Source organism: Bacillus sp. FSL K6-6038 (assembly GCF_038050455.1).
GTDB lineage: Bacteria > Bacillota > Bacilli > Bacillales > Bacillaceae_G > Bacillus_A > Bacillus_A pseudomycoides.
Genome location: NZ_JBBOUH010000001.1, coordinates 3,588,409 through 3,603,658, shown reverse-complemented (window position 1 = coordinate 3,603,658; position 15,250 = coordinate 3,588,409). Strand labels below are relative to the sequence as shown.

10 protein-coding genes and 1 pseudogene are annotated in these 15,250 nt (G+C 35.4%); 8 read left to right on the top strand and 3 right to left on the bottom strand.

What is annotated here, in order from left to right:
* Positions 1-13: 13 nt before the first annotated feature.
* The 5 genes from mutS to NSQ40_RS18890 all read left to right on the top strand — a co-directional run bounded on the left by mutS (position 14) and on the right by NSQ40_RS18890 (position 9,506).
* On the top strand, positions 14-2,686 hold the full coding sequence (gene mutS, locus NSQ40_RS18910) for a DNA mismatch repair protein MutS (protein WP_033796697.1): 2,673 nt from the start codon (positions 14-16) through the stop codon (positions 2,684-2,686).
* Between the two features lie 8 nt (positions 2,687-2,694).
* Positions 2,695-4,626 carry a DNA mismatch repair endonuclease MutL gene (gene mutL / locus NSQ40_RS18905; protein ID WP_003199434.1) on the top strand — a complete coding sequence of 644 codons (1,932 nt, stop codon included), beginning with the start codon at positions 2,695-2,697 and terminating at the stop codon, positions 4,624-4,626.
* 784 nt (positions 4,627-5,410) lie between these two features.
* Positions 5,411-8,026 carry a phosphoenolpyruvate synthase gene (gene ppsA, locus NSQ40_RS18900; RefSeq protein ID WP_258248246.1) on the top strand — a complete coding sequence of 872 codons (2,616 nt, stop codon included), beginning with the start codon at positions 5,411-5,413 and terminating at the stop codon, positions 8,024-8,026.
* Between the two features lie 600 nt (positions 8,027-8,626).
* Complete coding sequence (locus tag NSQ40_RS18895; protein WP_018764675.1) at positions 8,627-8,863, top strand: DUF5105 domain-containing protein; 237 nt, start codon at positions 8,627-8,629, stop codon at positions 8,861-8,863.
* A 391-nt stretch (positions 8,864-9,254) separates the two neighbouring features.
* Positions 9,255-9,506, top strand: a complete 252-nt coding sequence (locus NSQ40_RS18890) for a SunI/YnzG family protein (protein WP_003203088.1) — start codon at positions 9,255-9,257, stop codon at positions 9,504-9,506.
* 261 nt (positions 9,507-9,767) lie between these two features.
* Here NSQ40_RS18890 and NSQ40_RS18885 read toward each other — a convergent pair whose 3' ends face one another.
* Entirely contained in the window at positions 9,768-9,959 is a 192-nt protein-coding gene (locus NSQ40_RS18885; protein ID WP_239500230.1) for an aspartyl-phosphate phosphatase Spo0E family protein, read from the bottom strand.
* A gap of 299 nt (positions 9,960-10,258) precedes the next feature.
* On the opposite strand from NSQ40_RS18885, the gene NSQ40_RS18880 reads away from it, so the two are divergent.
* Positions 10,259-10,920, top strand: a protein-coding gene (locus NSQ40_RS18880) for an IS6 family transposase (RefSeq protein WP_224796043.1) whose coding sequence is annotated in 2 segments (ribosomal slippage) — positions 10,259-10,574 and positions 10,574-10,920 — 663 coding nt in all. Because the reading frame shifts where the segments join, the coding sequence is not laid out codon by codon here.
* 256 nt (positions 10,921-11,176) lie between these two features.
* Complete coding sequence (locus tag NSQ40_RS18875; RefSeq protein ID WP_003203095.1) at positions 11,177-11,806, top strand: hypothetical protein; 630 nt, start codon at positions 11,177-11,179, stop codon at positions 11,804-11,806.
* A 174-nt stretch (positions 11,807-11,980) separates the two neighbouring features.
* On the opposite strand, the pseudogene NSQ40_RS18870 reads toward NSQ40_RS18875, so the two are convergent.
* Positions 11,981-12,538 (bottom strand): annotated as a pseudogene (locus NSQ40_RS18870) (transposase); the annotation flags it as partial.
* A gap of 208 nt (positions 12,539-12,746) precedes the next feature.
* Positions 12,747-13,652, bottom strand: coding sequence for a DMT family transporter (locus NSQ40_RS18865; protein WP_003203099.1), 906 nt, complete (start codon positions 13,650-13,652; stop codon positions 12,747-12,749).
* A 110-nt stretch (positions 13,653-13,762) separates the two neighbouring features.
* On the opposite strand from NSQ40_RS18865, the gene pdxR reads away from it, so the two are divergent.
* Complete coding sequence (gene pdxR / locus NSQ40_RS18860; RefSeq protein WP_033797119.1) at positions 13,763-15,154, top strand: MocR-like pyridoxine biosynthesis transcription factor PdxR; 1,392 nt, start codon at positions 13,763-13,765, stop codon at positions 15,152-15,154.
* Positions 15,155-15,250: the final 96 nt, after the last annotated feature.

Genomic DNA, 15,250 nt, shown 5'->3' with positions numbered 1-15,250 from the left:
ATGGAGGAAACAAATGGCACAGTACACCCCGATGATACAACAATATTTAAAGGTCAAGGCAGATTATCAAGATGCCTTTTTATTTTTCCGTTTAGGAGATTTTTATGAAATGTTCTTTGAGGATGCTATAAAGGCAGCACATGAGCTTGAAATTACATTGACAAGCCGAGATGGTGGGAGTAGTGATCGTATACCGATGTGTGGTGTCCCATATCATGCAGCAAAAAACTATATTGAACAGCTTGTTGAAAAAGGATATAAGGTTGCGGTTTGTGAACAAGTAGAAGATCCAAAAACAGCAAAAGGTGTTGTAAGACGTGAAGTTGTTCAATTGATTACGCCAGGAACGATGATGGAAGGGCGCACAATTGATGAGAAAGAAAACAACTTCTTAGCGGCGTTAACTCAATTTGAAGATGGTTCTTATGCACTGGCTTGTAATGATTTAACAACAGGACAAAATACAGTGACACTATTAACGGGTACGGTAGAAGATGTTTTATTAGAGGTGTATGCAACAGGTTCAAAAGAAATTGTTGTAGATTCTACATTTTCAAAAGATGAGCTAAACAAGCTAACAGAAACATTGAAAATGACAATTTCATATGAAGATGCAACGAAGATTCCTGAAGGGTTGGAACACCTTGTTAAAAGTGTGACGCAAACGAAATTAGTTACAGCAGTGGGACGCTTATTGAATTATGTATTAAGAACGCAAAAACGTTCATTGGATCACTTGCAGCCGGTAGATATTTATTATACAAATCAATTTATGAAAATTGATGTACATTCAAAGCGTAATTTAGAGTTAACAGAAACACTTCGAACAAAAGAGAAAACAGGATCTTTATTATGGCTATTAGATAAAACAAAAACAGCTATGGGTGGCCGTATGTTAAAACAGTGGATGGAACGTCCACTTATACAAAAAGACAACATTGAAGAACGTTTAGAAATGGTTGAAACGTTTGTGAATGACTATTTTTTACGTGAAGATTTAAAAGAAAAATTAAAAGAAGTGTATGATTTAGAGCGTTTAGCAGGAAAAGTCGCATATGGTAACGTAAATGCGCGTGATTTACTGCAATTAAGACGTTCACTTCTGCAAGTGCCAGCTATTTTAGAGGCCATTAGTTTATTAGACAATTCTTATGCAGCAAGGTTAATTCAAGGCGCTGATCCATGTGAAAGTTTAACAGAGTTACTAGGAAGAAGTATTCAAGAAAACCCACCGCTTTCTATAAAAGATGGGGATATTATAAAAGATGGCTATAATGACAAATTAGATCAATATCGCTATGTTAGTAAGAACGGAAAAACGTGGATTGCAGAGCTTGAAAAACGTGAGCGTGATATTACAGGTATTAAATCATTAAAGATTGGTTACAACCGTATTTTTGGCTATTATATTGAAGTGACAAAGGCAAATCTTTCTGCTCTCCCAGAGGGGCGCTATGAGCGTAAGCAGACACTTGCAAACGCAGAACGTTTCGTCACAGATGAATTAAAAGAAAAAGAAACATTGATTTTAGAGGCAGAAGAAAAAATTGTACAGCTAGAATATGATTTATTCACTGTACTTCGTGAAGAAGTAAAGGTGTTTATTCCTAAATTACAGCATCTAGCGAAAGTTATTAGTGAACTAGATGTACTGCAAAGCTTTGCAACGGTAAGTGAAGAAGAGCAATTTGTAAAACCAGTTTTAACAGATAAACGTGAAATCTTTATAAAAGATGGTCGCCATCCTGTTGTAGAAAAAGTATTGAACGGCAAATTGTATGTTCCAAATGACTGCATGATGCCTGAAAATATGGATGTCTTTTTAATTACGGGTCCAAATATGTCTGGTAAGAGTACGTATATGCGTCAATTAGCACTTATTACTGTTATGTCGCAAATCGGTTGTTTTGTACCAGCAACAGAAGCGGTGTTACCTGTATTTGACCAAATTTTTACGAGAATAGGTGCAGCAGATGATTTAATTTCAGGTCAAAGTACATTTATGGTCGAAATGTTAGAAGCGAAAAATGCAATTGCGAATGCATCGGAAAGAAGTCTAATTCTATTTGATGAAATTGGACGCGGTACATCTACGTATGACGGTATGGCACTCGCACAAGCAATCATAGAACATATTCATGATCAAATTGGAGCGAAAACATTATTCTCAACACATTATCACGAACTAACTGTATTAGAAGAAAGCTTAGAGCGACTGAAAAATGTACACGTTTCAGCTATTGAAGAAAACGGAAAAGTTGTTTTCTTGCATAAGATTCAAGATGGTGCAGCAGATAAAAGTTATGGTATTCACGTTGCCCAGCTTGCTGAACTGCCAGATAGCTTAATTGCTCGTGCGAAAGAAGTGTTAGCGCAGCTAGAAGGGCAAGAGGAAATCATCATTCCAAAACGAGTGGAAGTGAAAGTACAAGAAGAAATTGTCCAAGAACCAGTCGTTGTAAAAGAAAAATCAGAACCGCAGCTAGAAGAGAAAGAAGAACCTGCAGAATCACAGCTATCTTTCTTTACTACAGAACAGCCTGTGAAAAAAGAAGACAAGCCTATGTTTGATCAAAAAGAAACAGCTGTATTAACACAAATTAAAAAAATCGATTTACTTGATATGACTCCTCTAGAAGCCTTAAATGAACTGTATCGTTTGCAGAAAAAGTTAAAGAAAGGATGAGTAAGTAGATGGGGAAAATTCGCAAACTCGATGATCAACTCTCTAACTTAATTGCCGCAGGGGAAGTAGTCGAACGACCTGCTTCAGTTGTAAAAGAACTTGTCGAAAATTCCATCGATGCGAATAGTACATCTATTGAAATCCACTTAGAAGAAGCTGGATTATCAAAAATTCGCATCATTGATAATGGAGATGGCATTGCTGAAGAAGATTGTATTGTTGCTTTTGAGCGACATGCAACAAGTAAAATTAAAGATGAAAATGATTTATTTCGCATCCGCACGCTCGGTTTCCGTGGTGAGGCATTGCCAAGTATCGCATCTGTTAGTGAATTAGAGTTAGTCACAAGTACAGGAGATGCACCAGGTACACATCTTATTATTAAGGGCGGAGATATTATAATGCAGGAAAAAACAGCGAGCCGTAAAGGGACAGATATTACGGTTCAAAATCTGTTTTTTAACACGCCAGCACGCCTTAAATATATGAAAACAATTCATACAGAGCTTGGGAATATTACAGACATTGTATATCGCATTGCTATGTCCCATCCAGAAGTATCTTTGAAATTGTTTCATAATGAGAAAAAACTGCTACACACTTCAGGGAATGGTGATGTGAGGCAAGTACTTGCTGCAATTTACAGCATTCAAGTTGCGAAAAAACTCATTCCGATTGAAGCGGAATCATTGGACTTTACCATTCGTGGATATGTAACGTTACCTGAAGTAACGAGAGCATCTCGTAATTACATATCTACGATTGTAAATGGCCGTTACGTTCGAAACTATGTCTTAATGAAAGCAATTCAGCAAGGGTATCACACATTACTTCCAGTGGGACGTTATCCAATCGGTTTTTTATCAATCGAGATGGATCCAATGTTAGTTGACGTGAACGTTCATCCAGCGAAATTAGAAGTGCGTTTTAGTAAAGAGCAGGAATTACTGCAATTGATTGAAAAAACATTGCAGGACGCGTTTAAAAAAATACAGCTCATTCCAGATGCTGGTGTTACATCAAAGAAAAAAGAAAAAGATGAAAGTGTACAAGAGCAATTTCATTTTGAACATACAAAACCGAAAGAAGTACCACTGCCAAACATCGTCTTACCGACTGGAATGGATGAGAAACAAGAAGAAATCCAAGCCAAACCACAAAACAAAAATTTACTTTGGCAACCACCGAAGCAGGAATGGCAGCCACCAGAATCTTTAGTAAAAGAAGAAAATAGTTGGCAACTTTCTAAATCAATGATTGGAAAATCTGTCCAAGACGGGAATGAATGGGATAACAGCGAGGAAGATTTTGAATTAGAAGAAGTAGCAGAAATCCAAGAAATCGAAATGAATGGAAACGACTTACCACCGCTTTATCCAATCGGGCAAATGCATGGAACCTATATTTTCGCCCAAAATGATAAAGGTTTATATATGATTGACCAGCATGCAGCGCAAGAGCGAATCAATTATGAATATTTCCGTGATAAAGTAGGACAAGTAACGAGAGAAGTACAAGAATTGCTCGTACCATATCGTATTGATTTATCTCTCACTGAATTCTTACGTGTCGAAGAGCAATTAGAGGAAGTGAAAAAGGTAGGATTATTCTTAGAACAATTTGGTCATCAATCCTTTATCGTTCGTTCGCATCCAACGTGGTTCCCAAAAGGACAGGAAATAGAAATCATCGATGAAATGATGCAGCAAGTTGTCAAACTAAAAAAAGTCGATATAAAAAAACTGCGTGAAGAAGCAGCCATTATGATGAGCTGTAAAGCATCGATCAAAGCAAATCAATATTTAACGAACGATCAAATATTTGCTTTGCTAGAAGAACTGCGTACAACAACAAATCCTTACACATGTCCGCATGGTAGACCTATACTTGTGCATCATTCGACGTATGAACTGGAGAAGATGTTTAAGCGGGTGATGTAGGAGAGTGTCCAAAGGAAAAAAAGTCCGCTAATGGGTAATGAAAATTGTTTGTACTGTTTAAAGTTAGTATAAAGAATGAAAAATACCACTGAATTAATGAGTTTTTACGTTAATATACTGAAAAAATAATAATGTACGAAAAGAATTTTTTAATAGGCAAAAAAGCATGACAATTTTATGTCATGCTTTTTGTTAATTATCCATGTATATATTAACTCAACTTGCATATTTTCTTTGGGCAGGCAGTGTACTTCTTCTTCTCCTTGGGACATAAAAATCAATTAGGTTTTTATTCAATTATAGGGCGCTTTAATGGGGTAACGAAAAAAGCCCAATTTCTTAATATTAATACTAAGAAATAGGGATTTTTAATATTGGAATTTCTTAACGTTGTAAATCCGTATTTTCCTGACGCTACACTAAATGATTGGATATTTGGATATCATTTTTTGTAAGTCATTTGTCTTGTAAAATGGGGTTTTTTCTTCCTTTGAATTTGCAACAATTATGGTCGTGTAAATACATTGATAAAAATGAGAAACTGTGGTAAATTTATATAGATACACCAGTAATGGATTTTTGTGTAAATTATCCCTATTTTAATTATACATCATAAAATCCTTTTCAGTCAACCCCTATTTTTATTTTTTTAAAGGAGTGTTTGATATGAACATGGAACTTCGCGAGGAGCAAGAACGAGTGGACAGCGTAATTGGTTGATCAGATGAACAATTTTTGTCATATGATTCGTCTTGGTATTGAGCGATAAATGGGAGGGAAAGAAATGAAACCATATGTACTAGAGTTTCGTGAGATCGATAAAACGAGACAAATGGTGGTCGGTGGCAAAGGGATGAATTTGGGCGAATGTTCGAGGATTGAAGGAATACTTGTACCAGAGGGATTTTGTGTTACCACTGAGGCATATAAAAGAGTCGTTGGGAAAAATGAGGAGCTTCATCAATTACTGGATCAACTAGCAGTTCAAAAAGTGGACGAACGAGAAAGAATTAGTGAAATTAGCAGGAAGATTCGTGAGCTGATTGAGGGGATCGAGATCGAGAAGGGGATCGAAGAAGATATCGATCGATGTCTCTTAACTTTTGGCTTCGAGCATGCATATGCTGTTCGTTCAAGTGCTACAGCCGAGGATCTTCCATTTGCCTCCTTTGCTGGTCAACAGGACACCTATTTAAATATCATCGGAAAAGATGCAATATTGCGACACATCAGTAAATGTTGGGCTTCCCTATTTACTGATCGCGCAGTAATTTACCGAATCCAAAACGGATTTGATCACAGCCAGGTTTACCTATCCGTTATCATTCAACGGATGATTTTCCCACAGGCTTCAGGAATTTTATTTACTGCTGATCCGATTACTTCCAATCGAAAGCTACTATCGATCGATGCTAGCTTTGGACTAGGAGAGGCTCTTGTCTCCGGCTTGGTATCTGCGGATTGCTATAAGGTGCAAGAAGATAAAATCGTCGATAAGATGATAGCAACCAAAAAATTGGCCATCTATGGACTAAAAGAAGGCGGAACAGAGACACAGCAGATCGATCCTGATCGGCAAAAGACGCAAACACTTACTGAACAACAAATTTTACAGCTCGCACGCATAGGCAGAGAGATTGAAGCTTATTTTGGTTGCCCACAAGATATCGAATGGTGTCTGGCTGACGAGACATTTTATATCGTGCAAAGTCGTCCCATCACTATTTTATACCCTGTCCCTGAAGCAGATGATCAGGAAAATCACGTTTATGTATCTGTCGGTCACCAACAAATGATGACCGATCCCTTGAAACCATTGGGAATGTCTTTATTCCAGTTAACATCTTTTGGACCCAGGTTTAAAGCTGGTGGAAGGTTATTTGTTGATATCACGCATAATCTGGCTTCGCCTGTCAGTAGAAAAACGATAATAGATACCTTGGGGCAATCCGATCCGCTTATAAAAGACGCACTCATGACTATAATAGAGCGAGAAGATTTTATAAAATCGTCACCAGATGGTAAAAAAGTACCGAGTTCTAGTAAAAGCAATAAAGGTATATCGTCTTCGGGTTTTCAAGCACAAATCGAAAACGATCCGACAATCGTTTCTGATTTGATTCAGAGTAGTCAAACATCGATAGAAGAGTTAAAACAAGACATCCAAACGAAATCAGGATCAGATTTATTTGATTGTATTCTAGAAGATATCCAGAAATTAAAGACGATTTTATTTGACCCACAAAGTTTGGGTGTAATTATGGCTGCTATGGATGCTTCATCATGGATCAATGAGAAAATGAACAAGTGGTTAGGTGAAAAAAACGTAGCAGACACGCTTTCTCTATCTGCACCAAACAATATTACTTCAGAAATGGGTCTGGCGCTATTGGATGTTGCAGATGTGATTCGTCCTTATCCGGAAGTAATCAATTATTTACAACATGTAAAAGATGATAACTTTTTGGATGAACTGGTTAAGTTTGATGGTGGACAGGAAATCCAAGACGCTATCTATGCTTATCTCAACAAATACGGAATGCGATGTGCTGGAGAAATCGATATTACTAAAACTCGTTGGAGTGAAAAACCAACTACACTTGTCCACATGATTCTCAATAACATCAAAGAATTTGATCCTAATTCTGGCAATCGGAAATTTGAGCAAGGGCGACAGGAAGCTTTGAAAAAAGAACAAGAGTTATTAGATCGATTGAAGCAATTACCGGATGGTAAACGAAAAGCCAAAGAGACAAAACGAATGATCAGCCTGATCCGGAATTTCATCGGTTATCGTGAATATCCAAAATACGGCATGATTAATCGCTACTTCATTTATAAGCAGGCTTTACTGAAAGAAGCCGAACAACTCGTGCAAGCCAGCGTTATTCACGAAAAAGAAGATATATACTATCTCACTTTTGAAGAACTTCACGAAGTCGTACGTACAAACAAACTGGATTACCAGATCATCAGCAAACGAAAAGACGAGTACAAATTATATAAAAAATTAACTCCCCCACGTGTTATCACGTCTGATGGTGAAATTATTGCGGGTGAGTACAAACGAGAAAATCTCCCAGCCGAAGCGATTTTAGGTCTGTCTGTTTCTTCCGGAGTTATAGAGGGACGAGCGCGTGTCATTTTAAACATGGAAGATGCTGATTTAGAAGATGGAGATATATTAGTCACCTCCTTTACTGACCCTGGCTGGACACCATTGTTTGTATCCATAAAAGGACTTGTCACTGAAGTTGGCGGACTGATGACCCATGGAGCAGTCATCGCACGTGAATATGGCTTACCTGCCGTTGTCGGTGTTGAAAATGCCACCAAGCTGATAAAAGATGGGCAACGTATTCGAGTAAATGGAACAGAAGGTTATATAGAAATACTATAATTCATTACATTTAAATCATAAAAGAAGAGCATTCGAATTAGGAGAATCATTGACATCATGGTGCTTTGCGGTCTATGGTAAGAACCCTGTCACTAGGACATATAAGGGGGCAGTAACTGAAGATCGATATTAATGTCTGTTAAGATTATCTTGAAATCGAGTCTTCTGTTAAAGAGCGCTATTGTTGAATAAGAAAGGACATTACATATTAGTCATATAAAATATGTAATGTCCTTTAATTTATCTATCTTTTTTTATTTTAGGTCTTGATAAAAGATCTTTCAAAATGGTTTCTTTTTGTGTATTGCATAGGAATTTAGTAGGGTCATTTTAATTAAACTTTATTCCAGTGCTATAGATAACGGCGCACCTTGAAATAAAATAGGGTTTGATGTTTTTGTGGTTTTTACATTTTAATAATTGTATATAAATAAAATATGCTATAGAACACCGAGATATAATGGTGTCATATTACTGTAATTCATAATTTATACAGAAAAGAGTTGAAGTAGAATATGTTATATTCCAAAAATTTAGTAGGTATGAGTTTGATAGTATCACTTACAATAGGTGGGCTTCTATGATAAAGATATAGACAAAATGAGTAAATTAACAGGTGAAGATGGAAAACAATTTAATGAAGCGATGGCGGAAAAGGTTAGAAAAGCTGTCCTATATAATTATGAAGGCGTATCTAGTATTACAGAAGAATCAGTAGATAACTATTTTAAAAATTTTAAAGAAGCAATACGGCAAAAAGTGAAATTTGAAACGAATGTTGTATATATAGATGGAGAGGGTATAAAGGATCTTCCAAGGATTTTATGGAAACCATAATATATTATTAAACTCTTTATAAAAAAGATACTATTAATTCGATATACAGGTTTACTCAGGTGATTTTTGAATTTTCTGTATTGTAAAATGAAGGTTTTCGAGTTGTTTTTGACCAAAGTTTATTTCAAAGCTACACTAAAAAGGTATGGTGGTTGTGTCCAAAGTGTACTTGAGTTTCGAAAACTTTGCAACAGAACCCTTTTTTCTATGGTCTAAAACATTTTTTTGAGACACCAGGGGTAATAATCCCTGGTTTTTTAATTAACAAATAGGAATCTTGGTGCTTTGTTTAAGAATAAAAAATTGTAGCTGTTTTTATAACTTTTTGATATAATTTCGTTACATTCATTTATAATGAAATTTAAATTTAATAGGTAGGTAATAGAGTTATATGCAAGATATTAAGGTAACAAAGACACATGAACAATTAACAATTGAATGGCAAACTGCAGAAATTAATATTCTGTTAGAGGACATTGTTGAGATTATTGAAGATAATGACTATGTTCCTGAAAAGAAAAAGTTAGTAAAGATAGGAACACAAAGTGGTGAATCAGATTGTATATTAATTAGAACTACAACTTTAGATTATGCATTATTTACACTTAATAAGATTTCATTTTTAAATAAAATTAGATTGTGAGCATCTCGTGAACTACTCACCTGTTATGCTAACGCTTAGAGAATGAACAAAAAAGAGCGGTTTCCGCTTCTTTTTTTGCTATTAGTTATGTTAATTTTCGTTGTTAATTTTTAACGAATGCAGTTCTTATTTAATGCTTGTACCTACACCTCAACCGAACCAGTTAAAAGGATCTAGAAATATATTTATTTTATAAATATTTCATGAAAAAAGTTCTGTATAGATTGATGTATAAATATAAGAGGTAAAATTATAGAATTTTTATTTTTTACATGTATTACTGTTTGCTTTTGTAATAATGTCACGTATTTCACTTTGCTTCATCATATGAATAATTAATTTATCTAGATCTTGGCTAAATTTTAGCACCCTAGGATGACAAAAACCATAGTGTTTAACAAGCTCAATTAATTCTTCTTTTCTTTTTTCAATTAAATAATGTAACTTTCTCATCTCCATATTCTTGCATAAACTCCTCTATCCCCATAATATTCCTTAGAAAATTATAGACTAATTTCTTGAATAAGGAAATAGCATAATTAAACATATTAAAACATTTTTATGAACTTTTAAAGGAAAGAGTTTGAAGCCTAACTTTTTAACTATAATTTGTAAAAAGAGAAAATATTGTTGGTTTGAAACATAGTTGAATTATTTGTAAAAAAGTTTCACCAAATGGCTACCAAGGGTTCTGTTGCAAAGTTTTCTAAATGAGACCACACTCTAGAAAAAAAGAGTAAGGAGAAACATAAATGCGATATTTTAAAGGAAAACAGTTCAAGAAAGATATTATTTTGGTAGCCGCCCTGTACTACTGTCGTTTTTCTTTAAGTTATCGTGATGTCTCTGAAATTTTAAAAGAACGTGGAATCTCAGTTCACCCAACAACTATCATGCGCTGGGTTCATGAATATGGAAACCTTATCTATCAAATTTGGAAGAAGAAAAATAAAAACGTCCAATTATCTTGGAAGCTAGATGAAACCTATATAAAAGTCAAAGGAAAATGGTGTTATTTATATCGTGCAATAGATAAAGACGGGCATACATTGGATATTCAACTTCGTAAAAACGGGATTATCGGGCTGCTTATACCTTTATGAAAAGATTAGTGAAAACATTTGGCGAACCAACGGCTCTAACAACAGACAAAGCGCCGGCATTACTTTGCGCATTTAAGAAATTAAGAAAACAAGGTTTTTATTCAAATACAACTCATTGTACAATCAAACATTTGAACAATCTCGTCGAACAGGATCATAGGCATGTCAAGAGGCGTTTTGCCAAATCCGCAGGATTTCAAAACCTTCGGCATGCTTCACGTACGATAAAAGGAATCGAAACCATTCATGCTCTATATAAAAGAAACCGAAGTCTTGGCTCAGACTTCGGTTTTTCAACGTATAATGAATGACAGGAATTATTAATGGTTGCATAACCATTTAACGATGCAATCCTAGATTCTCTATGTTTTGGGTAACTTTGCAACAGAACCTTTTAACTTAATGGGCATGCCATAAAACCCCAATAATGTATTCTTTTCTAAAAATTAAAATAAAAAACAGTGAATATTCCGTTTTTTATTTCTAAAGTTCTAAACATTTATATTATTCTAAAAATAACATATATTTTAGTTGTACCAAAAATCTAAGCAAAAAGGGGATGGTTGTATGTTCAAGAAGTTAGTAGTAGGAGCATTAGCAGCTGGTTTTGCATTAACTGGAGGATTGGGAACGGTATCAGCAAGTGCAGAAGAAGATTACACGATTAAATCGTTCGAGTATTTAACTGTAGATGAACAGAGTGTGGATTCCCTGGCCAAAGTGAATAACAAATCTAACGAAGACATAAAAATAACCATGGTTTTGCCTAAACAGAATAACAAGGGAGATTGGTTAGCGTATGGTTTTACGAGCAGAGAAACCTTGGAGGCTTTCATTAAAAAAGATAAGCAAAGATTTAAGAATGTAATACAGCCTCAACTTAAAAATGTAATAAAGCCTCTAGGTAGTGGTCCTGAAAGTACGGATTTCTATGAGCATATAAATAAAGGTGGACAGTATATTTATTGGAGCAGTGGGTTTACAAACTTATCTTCTGGCTGGAATGACAGAATTTCCTCCTTAAGTACGGCGTCACCTTCTGCAAGCTACTCAACGACGCTGTGGGAGCATACTTCATCTCAGGGATATGGTCAAGGAGTCATGTTTAGACATTATGAGTGGTATGGTAAAACTGCTAATATGGCTGCGGATTGGAATGATAGGGCTTCAGCAATTGAAATCACGATGAATCCATAATAAATAACGGGAAATTTCAATTGAACAGGTGAAGAAGTTTCAAAATCACTACCCTCTCATCGGTTTAGAAGAAATGGGAGAATAGTGATTTTTTAAGGGTATTAAATTTGGTCGAAAGAAAATTGAGATTGATAATAGATTTATATCCGTATATCAAGAATGGAAACAGCGTAAGTCAACCATTCCTACAAAAGCATTGGATATTTCACATGTTTGTCCTGGTTGAAGAGAGTTCATTAAAACCTCCATATCTATCTGGATATACTCTGTACCTTTCTTGATTCTGCCATCTTGAAAATAATCAGGGTTAGGATTTTTTTGATAAATACGTGTATTCGATTTGATACCTGAGATATAATAAGCCTTTTTATCTTGTATATGTTGAAGATCTTTCAAGTGAAAACAACCTAAATCCCGGATGCATAAATCTCCTGGGCATAAAGTATCTAAACAATCTGTACCAAAGGTTTTATCATTATTTTCACCTGGCTCCATTTGAAAATTGAGGAATTTTCCACTATGTAAATCATACTCTAGCTGAATTTTAATACCGGCTGTTTGTGCACATCCTCCTGAACTAGGATAAATAGGAGCCAAATCTCGTGCGCCATACTTACTCTTTCGTTTTACAAAACCTGTCTCTTGTGCAAGTTGTTGAAGAATATGTGGAGATAGATATCGCTGTAATTCTTTAGCGAACAAATAAAACTCATCTTGAATCGATAGATTCATACAAAAACGCCATCCTTTCTGTATATTTCTACAAAAAGAATAACGCTTTCTATGAATTATGGATACAAATTCCTCTTAGGTTGATAGTAATGTATGGTGACCCCTATAGTCTATATTCCATTTGTTTAAGTGTTCATGCATTCTTGGTCAACAACCTGAGAACCAAATAAATGAGCTCTATTTTCAAGTTCACAAGACTTATTCCTTCTTAATTAGCTCTTTTTAGAGGTGATTTCGCATTTTGCTTCCGAGTTCCAAACCCTAATGCGATGGCAGCACCAATACAGCTAGAAAAGCAACCAGCAAACAAATACAATGATGGATCTGACTCGCCGATTAAAACGGAAGCTATTCCTCCAATTACCGGGAAAAGTGCAACCATATAGCCACTTTGAGCTCCTCCAATTTTTTCTACAAGCTTCAAATAGAATAACCATGCTACAAATGAAGCAACCAGGGTTAAATATAGCAACACAGATAAGTATGAAAACGATGTTGGAAATATAAATTCTTGTCCTTGAAATAATACAATTACTCCCATCAATATACTGCCCACTGTAAATCCAATGGCATTTGCATAGATAGGATTCACCTTGTGACTTGCATTTCGTGCCGAGCTGGCATCACCTACTGCTGTAAGAAGCGTACCTAAGATCGCAACCATAATTCCTTTTATGTCATTGGACCCTTGAAAGTTGTTCAAATTCGGATAGATGAGAATACATACGCCTAATACACCCAAAATCCCCCCAAACAAAACGCGTGAATGTAACTTTTCTTTTAAAAAAATCCGGAGAGTAATCGGGGTCAAAATCACCTTTAATGAAAAAATCAATGTTACGATTGCTGCAGAACTCAAAATTGTGGCGTAATAAAGGCATAAGTAGCTTAATGCAAAGTTACATACACCAAAAACTATTACAAATGGGATATCTTTTCTTGTTGGCCTCCCTCTTGGTCGAAGGAACCAAACAAGAATCAAAAATAAAAAGGCTGTCATAACTAAACGATAAGTTAAGGATAATTCCAAGCTGACAGGAGTTCCTTGAATTTTTACTGCAATAAAGTTGAGTCCCCATACAATCAAACAAAATATGTACATAAATATTGTCATAAGTTATCTCCCAGATCAAAATTTTTTCTAAATTCATTATTCATTTATACTGTCATTTCTAAAAGGTACAGTTTACAATAAACACAAATGACAGATGAGGTATTTCAATGATGAATGAACTAATATTTAATATCAATCGAAAAAGTAACACTCCTATGTACCAACAAGTTTATCAATACATACGTACCCAGATTTTATCTGGTAAATTAGAAAGGAATACAAAGTTGCCATCGATTAGACAACTTGCTCTCCAATTAGAGGTCAGCAGAAACACAACTCAGGTAGCCTATGAACAATTGCAATCGGAAGGATATATTCGAAGTGAGAACAAAAAGGGATTTTTTGTAGAGGCCACTATATCGGATGAGACGCTTAATTATGAACCCATTAGAGAACAGCATCATGAAAAAAATCAAACTGACATGAAAACTATTGACTTTAAGATTGGGACAGTGGATCAAGAGAACTTCCCTTTGAAAAAATGGAGAATGCTTACAAACAAAATCGTTAAAGACTCTAGCATGTTTTCATACGGAGAAAAACAAGGCGATATTAAATTAAGAAAGGTACTAGCAGATTACTTGTTTCAATCAAGAGGGGTTAATACTTCTGCTGAACAGATTATTATTGGCAGTAGCACACAACACTTGTTATTACTTTTGTCGCTGTTGCTAAAGCAAGACTATCATTATCTGGCAGTAGAAGACCCTGGCTATGATGTGGCAAGGGAACTATTTGCTCTTCAGTCATTTATCATTGATCCGATTCCGGTAAAAGAACAAGGCATCCAAGTCGATCGCCTTTTAAAGTCGCCTTCTAGACTTTTATATGTCACTCCTACTCACCACTTTCCATATGGAGTGACTATCCCCGTCAATGAAAGATTAAAGTTAATTCAATGGGCAAAAAGGGTGGAAGGATATATTATTGAGGATGATTACGATAGTGAATTTCGATACATCCATCAACCTGTACCGTCTCTTCAAAGTTTAGATTCTAATGATAGGGTGGTTTATTTAGGAACTTTTTCAAAAGCACTGCTACCTTCTATCCGTGTCAGTTATATGGTTTTACCTAGGAGGCTAGTAAGTGAATATAAAAAGATACTCCCTTTACTTGAGCAAACATCCTCATCTATTCATCAGCGAACACTGGCGACCTTTATGGATGAAGGATATTGGTACTCACACTTAAGGAAGATGAAAGCTTTGTATAAACGTAAAATGAATCTATTGAATAGGGAATTACTAAAACACTTTAAGAATTATGTTGAAATAAAAGGTGGTAGCTCCGGAATTTTCGTTATTATTGAAGTTAAAACAAAAATGAGTGAAAAAATGCTAATTGAAAGGGCATATGAATACGGAATTGCAGTTTATCCTTGCTCGAAATATTTCTCGAAATGTATACCACGATATCCACATATTCAACTTGGATTGGGTAATTTATGTGAAGAAAAGATAATAAAAGGAGTATCTCAACTAGCAAAAATTTGGTTGTAATCTTGATTTTTTCCCTAAAAAAGTTTTTTCGTTTTTCCTATTAGCGGTAGCACCACATCGCTATCAAGCTAAGAAAATACAACTACCCCCAGAACG

Coding starts and splice junctions, on each gene's coding strand:
- mutS (WP_033796697.1), top strand. CDS start 14: ATGGCACAGTACACCCCGATGATACAACAATATTTAAAGGTCAAGGCA.
- mutL (WP_003199434.1), top strand. CDS start 2,695: ATGGGGAAAATTCGCAAACTCGATGATCAACTCTCTAACTTAATTGCC.
- ppsA (WP_258248246.1), top strand. CDS start 5,411: ATGAAACCATATGTACTAGAGTTTCGTGAGATCGATAAAACGAGACAA.
- NSQ40_RS18895 (WP_018764675.1), top strand. CDS start 8,627: ATGAGTAAATTAACAGGTGAAGATGGAAAACAATTTAATGAAGCGATG.
- NSQ40_RS18890 (WP_003203088.1), top strand. CDS start 9,255: ATGCAAGATATTAAGGTAACAAAGACACATGAACAATTAACAATTGAA.
- NSQ40_RS18885 (WP_239500230.1), bottom strand. CDS start 9,959: ATGAGAAAGTTACATTATTTAATTGAAAAAAGAAAAGAAGAATTAATT.
- NSQ40_RS18875 (WP_003203095.1), top strand. CDS start 11,177: ATGTTCAAGAAGTTAGTAGTAGGAGCATTAGCAGCTGGTTTTGCATTA.
- NSQ40_RS18865 (WP_003203099.1), bottom strand. CDS start 13,652: ATGACAATATTTATGTACATATTTTGTTTGATTGTATGGGGACTCAAC.
- pdxR (WP_033797119.1), top strand. CDS start 13,763: ATGAATGAACTAATATTTAATATCAATCGAAAAAGTAACACTCCTATG.